General features: G+C 69.7%; 17 protein-coding genes. 8 read left to right on the top strand and 9 right to left on the bottom strand.

Going from position 1 to position 19,902, the window contains the following annotated elements; all coding sequences use genetic code 11:
• The first annotated feature begins 44 nt into the window (after positions 1–44).
• Positions 45–2,471, top strand: coding sequence for a penicillin-binding protein 1A (locus AC1PMG_RS05000; protein WP_148830004.1), 2,427 nt, complete (start codon positions 45–47; stop codon positions 2,469–2,471).
• Between the two features lie 113 nt (positions 2,472–2,584).
• Positions 2,585–3,229: a hypothetical protein gene (locus tag AC1PMG_RS04995; RefSeq protein WP_148830003.1), complete on the top strand. Its 645-nt coding sequence runs from the start codon at positions 2,585–2,587 to the stop codon at positions 3,227–3,229.
• 170 nt (positions 3,230–3,399) lie between these two features.
• Here the strand turns inward: AC1PMG_RS04995 and AC1PMG_RS04990 are convergent, their stop codons facing one another.
• The 9 genes from AC1PMG_RS04990 to AC1PMG_RS04950 all read right to left on the bottom strand — a co-directional run bounded on the left by AC1PMG_RS04990 (position 3,400) and on the right by AC1PMG_RS04950 (position 13,736).
• Positions 3,400–4,689: a citrate synthase gene (locus AC1PMG_RS04990; protein WP_026143410.1), complete on the bottom strand. Its 1,290-nt coding sequence runs from the start codon at positions 4,687–4,689 to the stop codon at positions 3,400–3,402.
• Positions 4,690–4,974: 285 nt separating this feature from the next.
• Positions 4,975–5,217: a type B 50S ribosomal protein L31 gene (locus AC1PMG_RS04985; RefSeq protein ID WP_010341537.1), complete on the bottom strand. Its 243-nt coding sequence runs from the start codon at positions 5,215–5,217 to the stop codon at positions 4,975–4,977.
• 152 nt (positions 5,218–5,369) lie between these two features.
• On the bottom strand, positions 5,370–6,308 hold the full coding sequence (locus AC1PMG_RS04980; RefSeq protein ID WP_481110854.1) for a nucleoside hydrolase: 939 nt from the start codon (positions 6,306–6,308) through the stop codon (positions 5,370–5,372).
• A 241-nt stretch (positions 6,309–6,549) separates the two neighbouring features.
• Positions 6,550–8,697, bottom strand: coding sequence for an ATP-dependent DNA helicase RecG (recG, locus tag AC1PMG_RS04975; RefSeq protein WP_481110853.1), 2,148 nt, complete (start codon positions 8,695–8,697; stop codon positions 6,550–6,552).
• 9 nt (positions 8,698–8,706) lie between these two features.
• Complete coding sequence (locus AC1PMG_RS04970) at positions 8,707–9,090, bottom strand: RidA family protein (protein WP_010341827.1); 384 nt, start codon at positions 9,088–9,090, stop codon at positions 8,707–8,709.
• 320 nt (positions 9,091–9,410) lie between these two features.
• A complete protein-coding gene (locus AC1PMG_RS04965; RefSeq protein ID WP_048491749.1) occupies positions 9,411–11,582 on the bottom strand; it encodes a RelA/SpoT family protein in 2,172 nt (723 codons plus the stop codon).
• Between the two features lie 101 nt (positions 11,583–11,683).
• Positions 11,684–11,983 carry a DNA-directed RNA polymerase subunit omega gene (gene rpoZ, locus AC1PMG_RS04960; RefSeq protein ID WP_010343101.1) on the bottom strand — a complete coding sequence of 100 codons (300 nt, stop codon included), beginning with the start codon at positions 11,981–11,983 and terminating at the stop codon, positions 11,684–11,686.
• Between the two features lie 112 nt (positions 11,984–12,095).
• A complete protein-coding gene (gene gmk / locus AC1PMG_RS04955) occupies positions 12,096–12,722 on the bottom strand; it encodes a guanylate kinase (RefSeq protein WP_342072841.1) in 627 nt (208 codons plus the stop codon).
• A gap of 153 nt (positions 12,723–12,875) precedes the next feature.
• The gene (locus AC1PMG_RS04950) at positions 12,876–13,736 is read right to left on the bottom strand and encodes a YicC/YloC family endoribonuclease (protein ID WP_043094881.1); all 861 of its coding nucleotides are present in this window, start codon (positions 13,734–13,736) and stop codon (positions 12,876–12,878) included.
• Between the two features lie 107 nt (positions 13,737–13,843).
• Here AC1PMG_RS04950 and rph point away from each other — a divergent pair, with 107 nt between their 5' ends.
• The 6 genes from rph to AC1PMG_RS04920 all read left to right on the top strand — a co-directional run bounded on the left by rph (position 13,844) and on the right by AC1PMG_RS04920 (position 19,720).
• On the top strand, positions 13,844–14,569 hold the full coding sequence (gene rph, locus AC1PMG_RS04945; protein ID WP_010343098.1) for a ribonuclease PH: 726 nt from the start codon (positions 13,844–13,846) through the stop codon (positions 14,567–14,569).
• Positions 14,566–14,955: a VOC family protein gene (locus tag AC1PMG_RS04940; RefSeq protein ID WP_481110852.1), complete on the top strand. Its 390-nt coding sequence runs from the start codon at positions 14,566–14,568 to the stop codon at positions 14,953–14,955. Before rph ends, AC1PMG_RS04940 begins: the two co-directional genes overlap by 4 nt.
• Positions 14,952–15,563, top strand: a complete 612-nt coding sequence (gene rdgB / locus AC1PMG_RS04935; RefSeq protein ID WP_481110851.1) for an RdgB/HAM1 family non-canonical purine NTP pyrophosphatase — start codon at positions 14,952–14,954, stop codon at positions 15,561–15,563. Before AC1PMG_RS04940 ends, rdgB begins: the two co-directional genes overlap by 4 nt.
• Positions 15,564–15,695: 132 nt before the next feature.
• Positions 15,696–16,925, top strand: a complete 1,230-nt coding sequence (gene hemW, locus AC1PMG_RS04930; RefSeq protein ID WP_481110850.1) for a radical SAM family heme chaperone HemW — start codon at positions 15,696–15,698, stop codon at positions 16,923–16,925.
• A gap of 93 nt (positions 16,926–17,018) precedes the next feature.
• Positions 17,019–19,382: a DUF1631 domain-containing protein gene (locus AC1PMG_RS04925; protein ID WP_481110849.1), complete on the top strand. Its 2,364-nt coding sequence runs from the start codon at positions 17,019–17,021 to the stop codon at positions 19,380–19,382.
• Positions 19,379–19,720: a PilZ domain-containing protein gene (locus tag AC1PMG_RS04920; RefSeq protein WP_481110848.1), complete on the top strand. Its 342-nt coding sequence runs from the start codon at positions 19,379–19,381 to the stop codon at positions 19,718–19,720. The genes AC1PMG_RS04925 and AC1PMG_RS04920 overlap by 4 nt, the downstream gene beginning before the upstream one ends.
• Positions 19,721–19,902 lie beyond the last annotated feature (182 nt).

The following is a 19,902-nucleotide window of genomic DNA, read 5'->3' as shown; positions in this document are numbered from 1 at the left end:
TCTATACTCTGCGCCCAAGAAATCTGCAATCGGAATCTCTCGCGATGCCCCGTTTTCGTCGTTGGCTGCGCTGGGCGCTGGTCTTGTTCGTCCTCCTTGGCCTGGTCGGCGCCGCCGTGGCAGGCGGGCTGTACTACGTCGTCTCCTCCAAGCTCCCGGACGTGCAGACCCTGCGCAAGGTCGAACTGCAGGAGCCGATGTACGTCTACTCCAGCGACGGCAAGCTGATGGCGCTGTTCGGCGAGACCCGGCGCTACCCCATCACCATGAAGGACGTGCCGGAGCGGCTGAAGCAGGCCTTCCTGGCCACCGAGGATGCCCGGTTCTACGAGCACGGCGGGGTCGACTACAAGGGCATCGCCCGCGCGGTGTGGCTGCTGGCCACCACCAACGACAAGCGCGTACCGGGCGGCTCCACCATCACCCAGCAGGTGGCGCGCCAGTTCTTCCTGAGCTCGGAATACAGCTACACCCGCAAGCTGGCGGAGATCCTGCTGGCGCGCAAGATCGAGGCCGAGCTGACCAAGGACGAGATCTTCGAGCTGTATCTCAACAAGAGCTTCTTCGGCAACCGCGCCTACGGCGTCGCCGCCGCCGCCGAGTACTACTACGGCAAGAAGCTCAACGAGCTGAGCCTGGACGAGATGGCCTCGCTGGCCGGCATCCCCAAGTTCCCCTCCAGCGGCAACCCGATCAGCAACCCCGAGCGCGCCAAGCAGCGCCGCGACAACTACGTGCTCAGCCGCATGGCCGCACTGGGCTTCATCACCCCGGCCGAGGCCGAGGCGGCCAAGGCGGTGCCGATGCACGCCGCGCCGCACGAGCGCCCGGTCGAGGTCGAGGCTCCGTACGTGGCCGAGCTGGTGCGCCAGGAGATGATCGCGCGCTTCGGCGGCGACGTGCTGGACAAGGGCTACCACGTCTACACCAGCATCGATGCGACCCTGCAGGCCGCCGCCAACCATGCCGTGCGCCAGGGCCTGGTCGTCTACGATCGCCGCCACGGCTGGCATGGGGTGGAAAAGCATTTCGACGTCCCGGCCACTGCCGATGCGGCGGCCCTGGCCAGCCACCTGAGCGGCGTCTACGCGCAGGGCGGGATGCTGCCCAGCATCGTCGCCGGCACCGGCAGCGACGGCAGCGCCACCGTGGTGCTCGCCAACAAGACCGAGCTGGTGCTGCCGGTGGCCGCCAGCCGCTGGACCGGGCGCAGCCCGGCCACCCTGCTCAAGCGCGGCGACCTGGTGCGCATCCAGGAAGGCGACAAGCCAGGCGAATGGGAGATCACCCAGATCCCGCGCGGCCAGGCCGCGCTGGTGTCGCTGGACGCCAACAACGGCGCGCTGCGCGCCATGGTCGGCGGCTTCAGCTACGCCGGCAACAAGTTCAACCGCGCCACCCAGGCGCGCCGCCAGCCAGGCTCCAGCTTCAAGCCGTTCCTGTACGCGGCCTCGTTCGAGAAGGGCTTCAACCCGGCCTCGATCGTGCTCGACGCGCCGGTGGTGTTCCGCGACCGCCGCGGCAAGACCTGGTCGCCGCAGAACGACGGCGGCGGCTTCCGCGGCCCGATGCGCCTGCGCGAAGCGCTGGTGCAGTCGCGCAACCTGGTCTCGGTGCGCCTGCTGGACGCCATCGGCGTGGACTTCGCGCGCAAGTACATCAGCCAGTTCGGCTTCCAGGAAGCCGAACTGCCGCCGAACCTGTCGATGTCGCTGGGCACCGCCTCGCTGACCCCGCTGTCGGTGGCGCGCGGATACACCGTGTTCGCCAACGGCGGCTCGCTGGTCAACACCTGGATCATCGACAAGGTCACCGACCGCGACGGCAATGTCCTGTTCCAGGAGCATCCGCTGACCGCCTGCCGCAGCTGCGGCAGCGTCGGCGGCAACGCCGCACCGGTCAGCCAGGTGGTGGACGGCTTCAACTTCGGCGCGGCCACGCCGCCGCCGGCGGCCAAGCCGGCAGAGCCCGCGGCTACGGCGGCTGCAGCCGAGAAGCCCGCCGACCCCGAGGCCAAGGTGGCGCCGCGCGCGATCGACGAGCGCACCGCCTATCAATTGGTGTCGATGATGCGCGACGTGGTCCAGCGCGGCACCGGCACCGCGGCCAAGGTGCTCGGCCGCGAGGACGTGGGCGGCAAGACCGGCTCCACCAACGACCATCGCGACGCCTGGTTCTCCGGCTTCGGCGGCCCGTACGTGACCACCGTCTGGGTCGGTCGCGACGACTACCGCTCGCTCGGCTATCGCGAGTACGGCGGCAAGGCAGCGCTGCCGATCTGGATCGACTACATGCGGGTCGCGCTGAAGGACCAGCCGATCGCCCGCAACGACCCGCCGGGCGGCATGGTCCAGGTCAGCCTCAACGGCGCCACGGAATGGGTCAAGACCGAGGACATGGACCGCATCCAGCAGTTCGACGAAAGCCTGCAGGACCAGAAGACCGACGACGCGGCATTCGACATCTTCTGATCGCGTCGCGTTCCCCCGCCCCGGCGGACGCCGCCTCAGGCGGCGGCGCCTGCTACACCTGAATTTCGCAATGCTGCGGTACAGTCGGGGCAGGCTTTGAGGGGAGGCGCACCATGCACCACGCTCGGCAACACGCCCGGACCCGCACGCACGAACGCCGCCGCCGGCTGGCGCATGAAGCCGCCCGGCTGATGGCCGAAGGCGGCATCCGCGATTTCCACCAGGCCAAGCTCAAGGCCGCCGACCGGCTCGGCATCCACGACGACGCCTCGCTGCCGCGCAACAGCGAGATCGAGGACGCGCTGCGCGAGTACCAGCGACTGTTCGCCGGCCCCGACCATGCCGGCGAACTGCGCCGGCGCCGCGAGGCGGCGCTGCGCGCGATGGACTTCCTGCACGCCTTCGCGCCACGCCTGGCCGGACCGGTGCACGACGGCACCGCCGACGCCAACAGCCCGGTGCAACTGCACCTGCACAGCGACGATGCCGAGGCGGTGGCACGTTTTCTCGAAGAACACCGGATCCCGGCCGAGCTGCGCAGCCGCCGCCTGCGCCTGGACCGCGAGCGTAGCGAGGACTTCCCGGTGTGGCTGTTCACCGCCGAGGAGCTGACCTTCGACCTGACCGTGCTGCCCTACGACGCGCTGCGCCAGGCGCCGCTGTCGCAGGTGGACGAGAAGCCGATGCGGCGCGCCTCGATGCCGCAACTGCGGCAACTGCTGACCGAGCAGGACATCGCCGACTACCAGTCCGGCTGAGCGGACCGCCGCGTCAGCATGTCGTGGGCGCCGCGCCGCTGGCTGGCGCCCGTGCCGCGGCCTGCAGTCGGCGCGACAGGCTGCTGCAATCTCCCTCCCTGCTTCGGCCCCGCCACAAACGAAAAACGCCCCGCGAGGCGGGGCGTTCCGGACAGCCGTGAGGCGGTCGATCAGCGCTTGTCGGCGCTGGTGTAGTCGCGCTTGTCGTAGCCGGTGTAGATCTGGCGCGGACGGCCGATCTTCATTTCCGGGTCGACCTGCTGCTCCAGCCAATGCGAGACCCAGCCGGCGGTACGGGCAATGGCGAACATCACGGTGAACATCTCCACCGGGATATTCAGCGCCTTGTAGATGATGCCCGAGTAGAAGTCGACGTTCGGGTACAGCTTGCGCTGCACGAAATAGTCGTCCTTCAGCGCCGCCTCTTCCAGCTTCAGCGCCACTTCCAGCAGCGGGTCGTTGACGCCCAGCTCGCCCAGCACCTTGTGGGTCATCTCGCGGATGATCTTCGCTCGCGGGTCGAAGTTCTTGTACACGCGGTGGCCGAAGCCCATCAGGCGGAAGCTCGAGTTCTTGTCCTTGGCCTTGGCCACGGCGCTCTCGACGTTGTCGGCGGTGCCGATCTCTTCCAGCATCTTCAGCACGGCTTCGTTGGCGCCGCCGTGCGCCGGGCCCCACAGCGCGGTGATGCCCGCGGCGACCGAGGCGTACGGGTTGGCGCCGGTGGAACCGACCAGACGCACGGTCGAGGTCGAGGCGTTCTGCTCGTGGTCGGCGTGCAGGATGAACAGCAGGTCCAGGGCCTTGGCCACGACCGGGTTCATCTGCAGCTGCTCGCTCGGCACCTCGAACATCATGTGCAGGAAGCGCTCGACGTAGCCGAGGTTGTTGCGCGGATAGCGGATCGGCCAGCCGATCGAGTAGCGGTAGGCGGCGGCGGCGATCGTCGGCACCTTGGCGATCAGGCGGATCGCGGCCAGGCGGCGCTGCTCCGGATCGTTGAGGTCGAGGGTGTCGTGGTAGAACGCCGACAGCGAGGCCACGGTACCGGCCATCATCGCCATCGGGTGCGCGTCGTGGCGGAAGCCGCCGAGGAAGTTCTTCAGCGACTCGTGCATCATCGTGTGATGCGTCACTTCGTGGTCGAACTTCTTGAATTCGTCGGCGGTGGGCAGCTCGCCGTTCATCAGCAGGTAGGCCACTTCGAGGAAGTTGGACTTCTCGGCCAGTTGCTCGATCGGGTAGCCGCGGTACAGCAGCACGCCGTTGTCGCCGTCGATGTAGGTGATCGCCGACTTGCAGCTGGCGGTCGCGGTGAAGCCCGAGTCGTAGGTGAAGAGACCGGTCTCCTTGGTCAACTTGGAAATGTCGACGCAATCGTTGCCCAGGGTGGGCTTGAGTACCGGAAGAACGACCGACTTGTCGCCGGCGTTCAACGTGACCTGATCAAGATCGGACACAGTGTGCGCTCCTCGATGGAAGGCGCCTGTCCGATTACGTTGCGAACAGACGCGTGAAGGAAGTCCACGGCAATCGCCACGGATCGCGCCATTATCGCACAGCAGCATTTGCGTCGTCGCTCACCACCCACGTTGCACGATGGCAGCAGGAAAGCGACACAGCGTTGCATCCTCGCCGCACTTTCACGGAAGGATGACACCGGCGCGTCAACGCCGGGAGGGGGGAGCAGATAGCAGAACGGCCGCGCAAGCGGCCGTCGCTTTACATCCGTTCGACGGTTCCGATCAGCGCGCGTAGCGCTTCTGGAACTTGTCGATGCGGCCGCTGGTGTCGATGACCTTGTGCTTGCCCGTGTAGAACGGGTGCGAAGCCGAGGAGATTTCGACCTTGATCAGCGGATACTCTTCGCCGTCCTCCCACTTGACCGTCTCTTTCGAGGACATGGTCGAACGGGTCAGGATCTTGAAATCGGAGGTGACATCGTGGAACACGACGTCGCGGTACTGGGGATGGATGTCGGCCTTCATGGGCTCGCACCGTAGGTGGCTGCTGGACAAGAGGGAAACTATAACAGCCCTCCTGCCCTGCACGCAACGTTTACGTGACGGCAAGTGAGGTGACGGCTCACAGGCTGCCCTACTACTGCGGTCCCGCCTGGAATCGGGCGGGACCGCCAGGCTCAGCCGGCGCCGACCGCCGTGCGGGCCAGGCCCAGGAACCGCGCGTGGTCGTAGCGGATGAGCATGGTCGCGTTGTCCGCCAGGCCCAGCTGGCGGTTCCAGTCGACCAGGGTGGCGCCGCGGGTATGCACCCCGGACAGCTCGATCTGCATCGGGCGCGACTGCACCTCCTCGGCGCCGTCGGGCTGCAGCGCCCAGGCCATCGCCAGCGCGTCGGCGGCATACCAGTGCTCGCCGCGCGCGTCCTCCGACCACAGCCGGGTCTTGCGCGAGATCAGCTCGTAGAAGCGCGCCTTGGGTGCATCCACCGCCAGCCACTGCTCGACCTCGCGGTGCGGCAGGCCGTGCGCCACGGTCGCCTCCCAATCCGCCACTTCGATGTGCGGGAACGCCTTGAACACGATGTGCGCGGCTTCCGGGTCGAAGGCGATATTGAATTCGGCGGCCGGGGTGATGTTGCCGTGGCAGGTGATCGCCCCGCCCATCACCAGGAAGCGGCCGACGCGCTGCGGCAGGGTCGGATCCAGCTTCAGCGCCAGCGCGATATTGGTCAGCGGCCCCAGCGCGACCAGCAGCAGGCGCCCGGCATACTGGTGCGACAGGCGCAGGATCGCCAGCGCGGCATGCTCGGCCTCGGCGCCGCGCGCAGCCGGCGGCAGGTCGACGTCGCCGAAACCGTCCTGGCCGTGCACGTGCCCGGCGTCCACCGACGGGTGCAGCAGCGGATCGGCGCAGCCGGCGAATACCGGCACGTCCTCGCGCCCGGCCACTTCGCACAGCTTCAGCGCATTGCGCACGGTGTGGCGCAGGCCGACGTTGCCGGCGGCGATGGTCAGCCCGACCACCTGGTGGCGCGGATCGGCGAACGCCATCAGCAGCGCCAGCGCATCGTCCACGCCGGGGTCGGTATCGATCAACAGGGGAATCTTGTCGCTCATGCGTCGCTTCGCTCGTCCATTCGGCCGCCGAGTCTGGCACTGCCGGGCAGGCATGGGAAGGCGCGGGGATTGGGGATTCGTTAGAAGCAGCATCACCGCTCTCTCCGTTGTAGGAGCGGCTTTAGCCGCGACCGGGCATTACCGGGACAGCCTCATCGCGGTCAAAGCCGGCCCTACGAACAAAGACGTGGCAATGCCGCTTTTGCGAATCCCCAATCCCAAATGCCGAATCCCCGCCCCATCACGCCCCGGCGAACCGCACCGCCCCACCGACCCAGCGCGCGACGATGCGATCGGCCAGGACCGGCGCCTCCTCCAGCAGCCGGTCGGCCAGGGCGTGCACGCGCGGCAGCAGGCCGGCGTCGCGGGCCAGGTCGGCCACGCGGAACGCGGCCAGGCCGGTCTGGCGGGTGCCGAGCAGTTCGCCGGGGCCGCGCAGTTCCAGGTCCTTCTCGGCGATGACGAAGCCGTCGTTGGTCTGGCGCATGGTTTCCAGGCGCTGCCGTGCCATCGCCGACAGCGGCGCCTGGTACATCAGCACGCAGCTCGACGCCGCCGCGCCGCGCCCGACCCGCCCGCGTAGCTGGTGCAGCTGCGCCAGCCCCAGGCGTTCGGCGTTCTCGATGATCATCAGCGAGGCGTTGGGCACGTCCACGCCGACCTCGATGACGGTGGTGGCGACCAGCAGGTCGATTTCGCCCTGCTTGAACGCGCGCATCGCCGCCTGCTTCTCCGCCGGCTTCATGCGTCCGTGGACCAGGCCCACACGCAGTTCCGGCAACTGCGCCGACAACGCTTCGAAGGTGGCCTGCGCGGCGCTGGCCTCGAGCCGGTTGCCGGCACCGCCCTGCGCGGATTTTTCGGTGTCCTCGGCCTCTTCGATCAGGGTGCAGACCCAGTAGGCCTGGCGGCCTTCGGCGCAGGCCACGCGGATGCGCTGCACCAGCTCGGGACGGCGCTCGGCATTGAGCACGATGGTCTGCACCGGCGTGCGCCCCGGCGGCAGTTCGTCGATCGAGGAGACGTCCAGGTCGGCATACGCCGCCATCGCCAGGGTGCGCGGGATCGGCGTGGCGGTCATCACCAGTTGGTGCGGCACGCCCGCGCCGGAAGCGCCCTTGTCGCGCAATGCCAGGCGCTGGTGCACGCCGAAGCGGTGCTGCTCGTCGACGATGGCCAGGGCCAGGTCGTGGAAGCGCACCGCCTCCTGCATCAGCGCATGCGTGCCGACCACCACCTGCGCCTCGCCCGAGGCGATCTGCGCCAGGGTCGCGCTGCGCGCCTTGCCGGTGACCTTGCCGGCCAGCCAGGCCACGCGTACGCCCAGCGGCTCGAGCCAACCACGCAGGTTGGCCAGATGCTGTTCGGCAAGCAGTTCGGTGGGCGCCGCCAGCGCCGCCTGCTTGCGCTTGTCCACCGCCAGCATCGCCGCCAGCGCGGCGACCACGGTCTTGCCGCTGCCGACGTCGCCCTGCACCAGCCGCAACATCGGCGCTGGCCGCTCCAGGTCGGCGCGGATCTGCGCGAACACGCGTTGCTGTGCACCGGTGAGTTTGAACGGCAGCGACTGCTGCAGGCGCTTGGCCAGCAGCCCGCGGCCGCGCAGCGATGGCGCCGGCTGGGACTGCATGGCGATGCGCTGGCGCCGCAGGCTCAGGTGATGCGCGAGCAGTTCCTCCAGCGCCAGGCGCTGCTGCGCCGGATGCAGGCCGGCGGCGAGCGCGGCCAGGTCGGCCTGCGGCGGCGGCCGGTGCGCGACCAGCAGCGCGCTGCGCAGCGACGGCAGGCCGAGCTCGCTCAGCAGCGACGCCGGCAGCAGTTCCAGCGCCGCCTCCTCCGGCAGCCGGTCCAGCGCCTGGCCGATCAGCCGGCGCACGGTCGCCGGGCCGACGCCCTCCACCGCCGGGTACACCGGATCCAGGCGATCGCCCAACGCCGCGTCGTCGCCCTCGCCGAGGATCTGGTAGCTGGGGTGCACGAACTCCAGCCCGTGCTGGCCCGGCTTGGGCGTGCCGAAGGCGCGCAAGCGCGCGCCGACCGCGAACTGCGCTGCCTGTGCGGCACGGAACTGGAAGAAGCGCAGCACCAGGGTGCCGCGCGAGTCGTCGGCCACCGCCACGCGCAGCATCGGCCGGTAGCGGAAGCCGCGATCCACCGCCTGCACCCGCCCCTCGACCTGCGCCGGCACGCCCGGCTGCAGCGCCGCCACCGTGGTCAGGCGGGTGCGGTCCTCATAGCGCAGCGGCAGGTGCAGCCACAGGTCCTGCAGGGTGTACAGGCCGCGCGCGGCGAATTTCTCCGCCAGCTTGGGACCGACGCCGGGCAGCGTGGTCAGCGGCACCTCGCCTGCCGCCGACAGCGCCGGCGCCGGAACCTGCACGCGCGGCACGGCGGGGAATCAGTCCAGCACCATCACCGCGTCCACTTCGAAGCCCGCGCCCTTGGGCAGCGCCGAGACTTCGATGGTGGAACGCGCGGGGAACGGGGCCTGGAAGTAGTCCTGCATCACCGCATTGACCTGCGCGAACTGCGCCAGATCGGTGAGGTACAGCCCCAGGCGCACGATGCGGTCCAGCGAACCGCCGGCCGCCTCGGCCACCGCCTGCAGGTTGTCGAAGGCGCGGCGCGCCTGCGCGGCGATGTCGCCGGCGACGATCTCGCCGGTGGCCGGATCCAGCGGGATCTGCCCGGAGAAGTACACGGTGTTGCCGGCGCGCACGGCCTGCGAATACGGACCGATCGCGGCCGGGGCACGGTCGGTATGGATGATCTGGCGGGACATGGCGACTCCGTTGGAAGAATGTCCGCCTAGTTTAGCTGGCGTGCGCGCTGGGGATTGGGGATTGGGGATTGGGGATTGGGGATTGGGGATTGGGGATTGGGAATCGGGAATCGGGAATCGGGAATCGGGAATCGGGAATCGGGAATCGGGAATAGCGTGCCGCCAAGCATGCCGCGGCCATCCGCTTCGCCTGCATTTCGTAGGAGCGGCTTTAGCCGCGATGCTTTATCGGTAAGGCGTCGCGGCTAAAGCCGCTCCTACGACGTCAGGACCAGACCCGCTCCGAATCCCCAATCCCGACTCCCCAATCCCAGCACCACCTACTGGCGGCGCACGCTCTGCACCGCATGCAGGCGCCGCAGCCGGCGCATCACCTCGGCCAGGTGGTTGCGGTCACGCACCTGGATGTTGAAACGCAGCACCGCGGCGTTGAAGTCGCGGTCCAGGTAGTCGACGCGTTCGATGTTGGACTGGCTCTGCGCGATCGCCGCAGCCAGCTGCGCCAGCACGCCGGTGCGGTTCTCCACGTCCACCACCAGCGCGGTGTCGTAGTCGCCGATGACGCTGCTGTCCCAGCCGATCGGCACCCAGCGCTCCGGCGACTTGCGCAGTTCGGCCAGGTTCGGGCAGTCCAGCCGATGCACCACGATGCCCTTGCCGGCGGTGTGGTAGCCCATGATCTCGTCGCCGGGAATCGGCTGGCAGCAGTTGGCGAAGCTGACCACGCCGCGCTCGGTGCCGTTGATCAGGATCTTTTCCTGCGAGTGCTTGGAATGGCCGCCGCCGCGCAGTTCGGCATACGCCATCAGCGCCTGCGCGGCCTGGTTGGGCATCCAGTTGCCCAGCGCCACGTCGGCCAGCAACGCTTCCAGGCGCGGATAGCGGTGCTCGCTGAGGAACGAGTCCAGGCGCCCCTTGGGCAGCCGCTCCAGCGAACTGTCCATCGCCTCCAGCGCGCGATCGAGCATGCGATGGCCGAGCTGCACCGCGTCCTCGTGTTCGAGCTGCTTGAGCTGATGGCGGATCGCGGTGCGCGCCTTGCTGCTGACCACGAACTCCAGCCACTGCGGCTTGGGCGTGGCCGAGCGCGCGGTGATCACTTCCACCGTCTGTCCGCTGACCAGCTTGGTGCGCAACGGCACCAGCTTCTTGTCCACGCGCGAGGCCACCGCGCGGTTGCCGACGTCGGTGTGCACCGCATAGGCGAAGTCCAGCGCGGTGGAGTTGCGCGGCAGCGCCAGGATCTTGCCCTTGGGGGTGAACAGGTAGACCTCGTCCGGGAACAGGTCGACCTTGACGTTGTCCAGGAACTCCAGCGAGGAGCCGGCGGCGCGCTGCGATTCGATCAGCTCGACGATCCACGCATGCGCGCGGCTCTGCGCGCTGTTGGGCGAGTCGCCGCCGAACTTGTAGGTCCAGTGCGCGGCGACGCCGCGCTCGGCGATCAGGTCCATTTCCTCGGTGCGGATCTGCACCTCGATCGGCGAGCCGTAGGGCCCGAACAGCACCGTGTGCAGCGACTGGTAGCCGTTGGCCTTGGGAATGGCGATGAAGTCGCGGAAGCGCGCGTCCAGCGGCTTGAAGGTGGCGTGCACCGCGCCCAGCGCGTGGTAGCAGTCGGGCACGCCGCGCACCACCAGGCGGAAGCCGAACACGTCCATCACCTGGTCGAAGGATTTGTTCTCGTCGCGCATCTTGTTGTAGATGCTCCACGGGGTCTTGATCCGGCTCACCAGCCGGTGCTCCAGCCCTTCCTTGGCCAGACGCTGCGACAACTGCACCTCCACCTGCGCCATCGACTCGCGGCGCACCACCGGCTGGCTGCGAATGTGTTTTTCGATGATCGCGTGGCGCCACGGATGCAGCGCGCGGAAGCCGAGGTTCTGCAGCTCGGACTTCATCAGGCTCATGCCCAGGCGCTGGGCGATCGGCGCGTAGATCTCCAGGGTCTCGCGGGCGATGCGGCTGCGCGCCTCGGCGCTCTGCGCGCCCAGCGTGCGCATGTTGTGCAGGCGGTCGGCGAGCTTGATCATGATCACGCGCAGGTCGCGCGACATCGCCAGCAGCATCTTGCGGAAGCTCTCGGCGGCCGCTTCCTGGCGGTCGCGGAACTTGAGCTTGTCCAGCTTGGTGACGCCGTCGACCAGCTCCGCCACCGCCTCGCCGAACTCGGCGGCCAGTTCGGCGCGGGTCAGCGGGGTGTCTTCGATGGTGTCGTGCAGGATCGCCGCGATCAGCGCTTCCACGTCAAGGCCGAGCTCGGCCAGTACGCCGGCTACGGCCACCGGATGGGTGATGTAGGGCTCGCCGGACTTGCGGGTCTGCCCCGCATGCGCGGCCGCACCGACCTCCCAGGCGCGGCGCAGCAGCGGGATCTGCTCGGCGGGCAGATAGCTGGCGCTGCGTTCGAGCTGCAGGACGTAGTCGGGGACCGCCTCGTCGGCCGACGATGGCGCGGCGTGGGCGACCTGGGCAGAAGGGCCTGGGTTCATGCGGAAAGACTATGCCAGCGGCGCGTGGACGGCAAACCCGCAAAACGAAACAGCCCGCGGATGCGGGCTGTTCGCAGGACGATCGCGACGCGGGGACGCGATCAGTCGTCGTTCTTGGACATGTCCTCGTCGGCGACGACCTCGGCCGCGGCCCATTCCAGGGCTTCGCGCTCGGCGCGCTCGCGTTCGGCCTTCTCGACCTCGTCGATCAGCGCGTTGTCGATCTTGCGCGCGGCGATCTCGCGCAGCGCCAGCACGGTCGGCTTGTCGGCCGACTCGGTGTTGTCGAGGGTGGCCTGCACGCCGTTGGCGAGCTGGCGGGCGCGCTTGGACGCCATCATGACCAGTTCGAAACGGTTGTTAACGACTTCCAGGCAATCTTCTACGGTGATGCGGGCCATGCGGGCTCCCGGCGGGCCGGCGGCGGCCACGCGTTCGAATGAGGGAAAGGGCGGGGATTGTAGGGCGGCAACCGCCCGAGATCAACCCCACCCCATTCAGTTCCCTTTGGAATCAGCCAGTTGGCTGTTCCTGCAGGAGGGTGTCGATCAGCGCGGCATGGCGCTGCTGCTGCTGCGGCCGGCGCAGGCGGCTGGCGACGAAGATCGCGCACATCTCGTCCACTGCGGTGTCGAAATGCTCGTTGACGATCACGTAGTCGAAGTCGGCGTAGTGCGACATCTCCTCGCGCGCGGCGGCCAGCCGCTGCGCGATCACCGCCTCGCTGTCCTGGCCGCGCTTGCGCATGCGCTGCTCCAGGGCCTCGCGCGACGGCGGCAGGATGAACACGCTGACCGCGTCCGGCACCTTGGCCCGCACCTGGCGGGCGCCCTGCCAGTCGATCTCCAGCAGCACGTCGTGGCCGGCGGCTAGCTGCGGCTCCACCGACTGCCGCGCGGTGCCCTTCCAGTCGCCGTGCACGCGGGCGTACTCGAAGAAGTCGCCGGCATCGATCATCTCCTGGAACGCGTCGGCGGAGACGAAATGGTAGTGCTCGGCATGGCGTTCGCCCGGGCGCGGCGCGCGCGAGGTGAACGAGATCGACAGCGCGATCTGCGGGTCGCGCGCCAGGGTGGCGTTGACGATGCTGCTCTTGCCGGCGCCGGACGGGGCCGCCACGATGTAGAGAGTGCCGCGCATAGGATCAGGGATTCGGGAGTGAGGAGTCGGGATTCGCGAACGAAGCCGCGGGCCAACACCCACGGGGTCGATATGCTACCCGGTATTGGGCCCGACCCGGCCAACGCCGGGATCCGCCGTACCAATCCCTAATCTCGAATCCCGCCATCCCGGCTACTCGAGGTTCTGCACCTGCTCGCGGATCTGGTCGATCAGCACCTTCAGTTCCACCGCGGCGTTGGAAGTACGGCTGTCCACCGACTTCGAGCCCAGGGTATTGGCCTCGCGGTTGAACTCCTGCAGCAGGAAGTCCAGGCGCCGGCCGGCCGGTTCCGGCTGGCGCAGGACGCGGCGCAGTTCCTTGATGTGGCTGCCGAGCCGGTCCAGCTCCTCGTCCACATCGAGCTTCTGCAGCCACAGCACCAGTTCCTGCTCGGCGCGGCCGGGATCGACCGGATGCGGCAGATCGGCCAGGCGCGCGGCCAGCTTGGCGCGCTGGCCGTCGCGGATGGCCGGGATCAGCGTGCGCACTTCGCCGGCGATGCGCTCCACCGCATCCACCCGCTCGACGATGGCCGCGGCCAGCTTGCCGCCCTCGCGTTCGCGCGCGGCGACGAACTCGGCCAGCACCTCGTCCAGCAGTTCCAGCGCCTGCGCCTGCAGCGCCGCCGGATCGGCCGTTTGCCCCTGCAGCACGCCGGGCAGCTGCAGCAGGTCGACGAACTGCACCTGCATCTGCGGGAAACGCACTCCCAGCCGTTGCGCAAGCACACCCAGTTGCTCGACCAGGGCCTCGTTCACCGCCAGGGTCTGCGCCGCCTCCGGCGCGCGCAGGCGCAGCATCAGGTCGAGCTTGCCGCGGCTGATGCGCGCGGCCACGCGTTCGCGCAGTTGCGGCTCCAGCGCGCGCAGTTCTTCCGGCAGGCGCACACCGACTTCCAGGAAACGGTGGTTGACCGAGCGCAGCTCGCATCCCAGCGTGCCCCAGGGAGTGATGCGCTCGGCGCCGGCGTAGGCGGTCATGCTGCGGATCATGCGGTGTTCCGGTGCGGACAGGGGGCGAATGTTAACCTAGCGCCCTTTCCTGCCTCACCGACGCGGTCACAGGCCGCGCACGGCCCCGCCCTTCCCGGAACCCCTGCATGTCCTTCTCCCGTCCCAGCGGCCGCACGGCCGATCAGTTGCGCCCGGTCCGCATCGAACGCGCCTTCACCCGCCATGCCGAAGGTTCGGTCCTGGTCAGCTTCGGCGACACCCGCGTGCTGTGCAACGCCAGCGTCGAGAACCGCGTGCCGGGCTTTTTGCGCGGCAAGGGCGAAGGCTGGGTGACCGCCGAATACGGCATGCTGCCGCGCGCCACCCATTCGCGCTCCGATCGCGAAGCCGCACGCGGCAAGCAGGGCGGACGCACGCTGGAGATCCAGCGCCTGATCGGCCGCGCGCTGCGCGCCTGCGTCGACCGCACCGCGCTGGGCGAGCGCACCATCACCCTGGACTGCGACGTGCTGCAGGCCGACGGCGGCACCCGCACCGCCGCCATCACCGGCGCCTACGTGGCCCTGGTGGATGCGGTGAACTGGCTGCAGAAGCGCGGCGACCTGAAGAAGCCGGTGGTGCTGGGCGCGGTCGCCGCGGTCTCGGTCGGCGTCTACCGCGGCGTGCCGGTGCTGGACCTGGACTACGCCGAGGACAGCGACTGCGATACCGACATGAACGTGGTGATGAACGATGGCGGCGGCTTCATCGAGCTGCAGGGCACCGCCGAGGGCCACGCCTTCCGCCGCGACGAACTGGACGCGCTGCTCGGCCTGGCCGAGCGCGGCATCGGCGAGCTGCTGGCGGCACAGCGCGCCGCCCTGGCGCAATGAACCGGCGCCTGGCCCTGGTCACCCTGGTGGTGGCCGACTACGACGAGGCCATCGCCTGGTACACCGGCAAGCTGGGCTTCCAATTGCTGGAGGACGTGGACCAGGGCCACAAGCGCTGGGTCGTGGTCGGCCCCGGCGATGCGCGCGGCGCGGCGCTGCTGCTGGCGCGCGCCAGCGACGACGCGCAGCGCAGCCGCATCGGCAACCAGACCGGCGGCCGCGTCGACTTCTTCCTGCACACCGACGACTTCCAGCGCGACCATGCGGCGATGCTGGCCGCCGGTGTGGAATTCCTGGAAGCCCCTCGCCACGAACCCTATGCCACGGTCGCGGTGTTCCGCGATCTGTACGGCAACACCTGGGATCTGCTGGAGCCCATCGCATGAAACTGGTCCTGGCCAGCAGCAACGCCGGCAAGCTCGAAGAACTGCACGCCTTGCTCGACGACGTCGGGGTCGAGTTGATCGCGCAATCGACGCTCGGCGTCAGCGATGCCGACGAGACCGGTCTGACCTTCGTCGAGAACGCGCTGCTCAAGGCGCGCCACGCCGCCCGCGTCACCGGCCTGCCGGCGCTGGCCGACGACTCCGGCATCTGCGTGGACGCGCTGCATGGCGCACCCGGGCTGTACTCGGCGCGTTACGCCGGCGAACACGGCAATGCGCAGGCCAACATCGACAAGCTGCTGGACGCGCTGCGCGATGTCCCCGATGCGCAGCGCGGCGCGCATTTCTACTGCGTGCTGGTGCTGCTGCGGCATGCCGAGGATCCGCAGCCGCTGCTGGTGGAAGGCCGCTGGCGCGGCCGCATCGCGCATGCGCGTGCCGGCACCGGCGGGCATGGTTACGACCCGGTGTTCCTGGATCCGGGCCACGGCCAGACCGCGGCGGAGATGCCGCTGGCGCTGAAGAACCGCATCAGCCATCGCGCCCTCGCTCTGCAGCAGCTCAAGCAGCGCCTGGCGGACCATCTTGCGGCGCATCCCGCCGAGTGACCGCGCCACGCGCAGGCACCGGGCCAGTCAAGACACCGCGGCGCGCGCAGACTACCCGGCGTCGCTGCGCCAAGCCTTGAACCCTCCAGCACCCGCACTGCCCGCATCTCCGTTTCCAGATTTCCGCCCGCCATGCCGCACGCCCACGACCATTGCCAGCATCCGCCCGGCACCGCCTGCCCGGACCCGTCCGCGCACGCCGACACCCCGGCGCTGGTGCCGCCGCCGCTGTCGCTCTACGTGCACCTGCCGTGGTGCGTGCGCAAATGCCCGTACTGCGATTTCAATTCGCACGCAGCCAAGGGCGCGCTGCCGTTCGACGCGTACGTGGATGCGCTGATCCGCGACCTGGACCAGGACCTGCCGCTGGTCTGGGGCCGCGTGGTCAACAGCGTGTTCTTCGGCGGCGGTACGCCCAGCCTGTTCCCGCCCGAGGCGATCGACCGCTTCCTGCAGGCGGCCAGCGCCCGGCTGCGCTTCGCGCCGGGCCTGGAGATCACCCTGGAGACCAACCCCGGCACCGCCGAGCATGGCCGCTTCGATCGCTACCTGGCGGCCGGGGTCAATCGCCTCAGCTTCGGCATCCAGAGCTTCGACGACGCGGCGCTGCAGCGGCTGGGCCGCATCCACGACGGTGCCGAGGCCGAGCGTGCGGTGAAGCTGGCGCAGGACGCCGGCTATGCCAATTTCAACCTGGACCTGATGTACGCGCTGCCGCAGCAGACCCTGGCCGAGGCCGAGCGCGACATCGCGCGGGCGCTGGCGCTGCAGCCGACCCATATGAGCCACTACCAGCTCACCCTGGAACCGAACACCGTGTTCGCCGCGCGGCCGCCGCAGGGCATTCCCGAGGACGACGACGCCTGGGACATGCAGGAGCGCTGCCAGGCGCTGCTGGCCGAGGCCGGCTTCGCGCAGTACGAGGTCAGCGCCTATGCGCGCGCCGGCTACCGCTGCGCGCACAACCTCAACTACTGGACCTTCGGCGACTATCTCGGCATCGGTGCCGGCGCCCACGGCAAGATCAGCTCCGGCGCCGAGCAGAACATCCTGCGCCGCTGGAAGCACAAGCACCCGCAGGCGTTCCTCGACGCGGCGGGGACGCCGGCGGCGATCGGCGGCGACGAATGGATCGCGCCGGAGCGGCGCCCGTTCGAGTACATGCTCAACGCACTGCGCCTCAACGACGGCTTCGCGCTGCGCGACTTCAGCGCGCGCACCGGCCTGCCGCTGCAGGCAATCGCCCCGGCCCTGGCCACCGCACAGGCCCGCGACTGGCTGCGGGTGGGCGCCGGCCACGCGGTCCCGACCGAGCTGGGACGGCGGTTCACCAACGACGTGATCGCCCTGTTCCTGCCCTGAGCCACGCCGCCCGCCTTGGTTGCGGCGGCGGATCGTGCTACATACCGCGCAGAAAAGTATAACGGCGATCACAGGATGCCCCTGTCTGCGACAATGTCGGCCCCGCCAGCGACGCTTGCCAGCGCCGCCCTGCCGGCGCGCGTGCGCGACATCCTGCAGGCCTTGAACAGCCTGCTGTGGCAGGCCCTGGAGCTGCCACTGCAGGCGACCCTGGACGAGCTGGAGCAGGACCTGCTCGAACAGGCCGGGCGCGCCCGCAATGGCCAGGTGCAACAGGACCTGTTCCAGGAGGCGCAACGCCTGCGCGCGCAGCGCGGGCGCCTGGCGCCGTTCTACCAGGCGCAGCTGGAAGCCGGGCTGGCCGGGATCCGCAGCCCCTTGGCGACGGCCGCCGCGCCGCGCACAGCCAAGGCAGGTGCCGCGCAGATGCTGACCCTGGTCGCCGACGTGGATATCGACCGCGACATCGTGCTGCACGAGATCGCCCGCCGCGAGGCGATCCGCTGCAATATCCCGCTGCAGTTGCTCGGCCAGCGCTTCGGCGTGCTGGCGGCGCGGCCCGCCTTCGAGATCGAGCAACTGCCGTTGGGACCGCACGCGCTGTGCCGGCTGCTGCGCACCGCCGGCGAAGCGTTGGCCCTGGGCCTGGACACGCAATTGGCGCTGTATCGCGCCTTCGAACGGCAGGTGCTGGCGCGCTACGGCGAGATGGTGGAACGGGCCAATGTCCTGCTGACCCACGCCGGGGTGCTGCCCGGCCTGATCTATCTGCCCTACGTGGCGCGCAGCACCAATGTCGACCCGAGCGCGCGGCGCGCGGCGCGCATGCCCGGCGCCGCGGCGCCGCCCCCTGCCGGCAGCGCCCCCCGCGGGAACGCCAGCGTTCCTGGTCAAGCCGCACCCGCCATGGGCGTGCCGCCGGGGCCTGCCGCGACGGCACCGCTGCCGCCAGCGGGCGCGGCGGCCGGCGCCGCGGAACCGGCCGCCAGCGGCCCGGACCTGGCCACCCTGCGCCAGCTGCTGACCGCGGCGCGCGCCAAGGCCGCGCCCGCCGCAGCGGCGCCCACGGCTGCGACCGCCGGTGCCGCCGCGCTCCCGGCGCGGCCGGCGAGCGCCGCCGGTGCGGCCGCGGTCCCGACCGCCAGCCTGCTGGAAGCCCTGGGCGAATTGCAGGCGCAACCACCGGCCCACAGCACCCTGGGCGGGCTGCGCGGACGCCGCCACCTGCGCGACGTGCAGACCGCCCTGTTGCAGGCGCTGCGCGCCACCCACGGCGCGCAGGCGACCCTGGCAGCGCAGCAGGCCGACACCTTCGACCTGCTTGGCCTGCTGTACGGCGAGATCGAGCGCGAGGTACGCCCGGACGCGCCGGCCGCGGCACTGCTGGAACGCCTGCAGGTGCCGCTGGTGCGCGCCGCGCTGCAGGATCCAGCGTTCTTCGCGCGCAGCCGGCACCCGGCGCGCGAACTGCTCAATGCCGTCGCCGAATCCGGCGCGACCTGGCTGGGCGAAGAGGACAGCGATCCGACGCTGCTGCTCAAGCTCAACCAGGCCGTGGACCGCGTGATCGAGGAGTACGAAGGCGACGAGACCGTCTTCGAACAGGCCCACCAGGAGATCCAGGCGCAGCAGCGCAGCCTGGCGCACAAGGCCGAGATCGCCGAGCGCCGGCACGTCGAGGCCGCGCGCGGCAAGGAACGGCTGGAGCTGGCCAAGCAGACCGCGACCGCCACCCTGGAGGCGCTGTGCAGCGCCCGGCAACCGCCGGATTTCGTGCAGACCCTGCTGCAGCAGGCCTGGTCCGACGTGCTGGTGCTGACCCTGCTGCGTCAGGGCGAGGACTCGGAGACCTGGCGCGAGCGCATCGGCCTGGCCGAGCGCATCGCCGAGGTCACCTGCCGCAGCGAGGGCGCCTCCGATGCCGCCCTGGCCGAGCGCGTGGGCCAGGCGCTGCTGCAGGTGGGCTACCACCAGCAGGAAGCCGAGGCCATCGCCCGCCGCCTGTCCACGCCCGGCGGCACCGACGCCACCACCTCGCGCACCGAACTCAGCGTGCGGCTGAAGGCGCGCACCCGCCTCGGCGAGCAGGGCGAGGACGGCGAGCGCTCCTCGCTGCCGCCGCGCAACGAGGCCGAACAGGCCGCGTATGCGCGGCTGCGCACGCTGCCGTTCGGCACCTGGTTCGAATTCGTCGTCAACCAGCAAGGCGACCTGAAGCGGCAACGCCTGTCCTGGTACAGCCCGATCACCGAGCGCGCGCTGTTCGTCAACCAGCGCGGGCAGAAGGCCGCCGAACACACGCTCGACGGATTGGCGCGGCTGCTGGCGCAGGCACAGGCGCGCATCGTCAGCGAGGACCGCGCCCGCCTGATCGACCGCGCCTGGCAGGCCGCGGTGCGCGCGCTGCGCACCCTGGCCGGCGTTCCCGCCGCCGACGACGCCATGGAGGGCGCATGAGCGCAGACGCTCGCCGCTCGCCGCGCCTGCAGGTTCCGGACATGGTGCCGGTGCTGGACCTGATGGAAGACGCCGTGGTCGGCCGCCTCGGCAACGTCTCCGAACACGGCATGCTGTTGCTCGCCTCGGCACCGCTGCACGAGGACGCGCTGTACCAGTTGCGCTTCGCGATGCCGCACGTCGACCGCGACGTGCAGATCGATATCGGCGCGCACCTGTTGTGGAGCGAACCCTCGCACGCACCGGGCCAGGCCTGGGCCGGCTTCCGCTTCCTGACCATTTCCCCTGCGCATCGCGAGCTGTTGCGGCAGTGGATCAACGCCGCCAGCGGCGGCTAGCGCTGCCAATCCCGCAGGAGCGGCTTCAGGGCCTCTCTAAGGAACACGTCGTGGCCCTCGTAGGAGCGGCTTTAGCCGCGACGGGCGTTACCGGGAGTGCCCGTCGCGGCTGAAGCCGCTCCTACGGCAGCGATCAACATCCGGCGCGCACCCCGACCAAAAAGAAGGCCATGAGGGATCGC

The sequence above is a fragment of the Xanthomonas sp. NCPPB 2250 genome (assembly GCF_056725265.1).
Note: the sequence above shows the minus strand (reverse complement) of the source record. Positions and strands in the feature narration are given on the sequence as shown.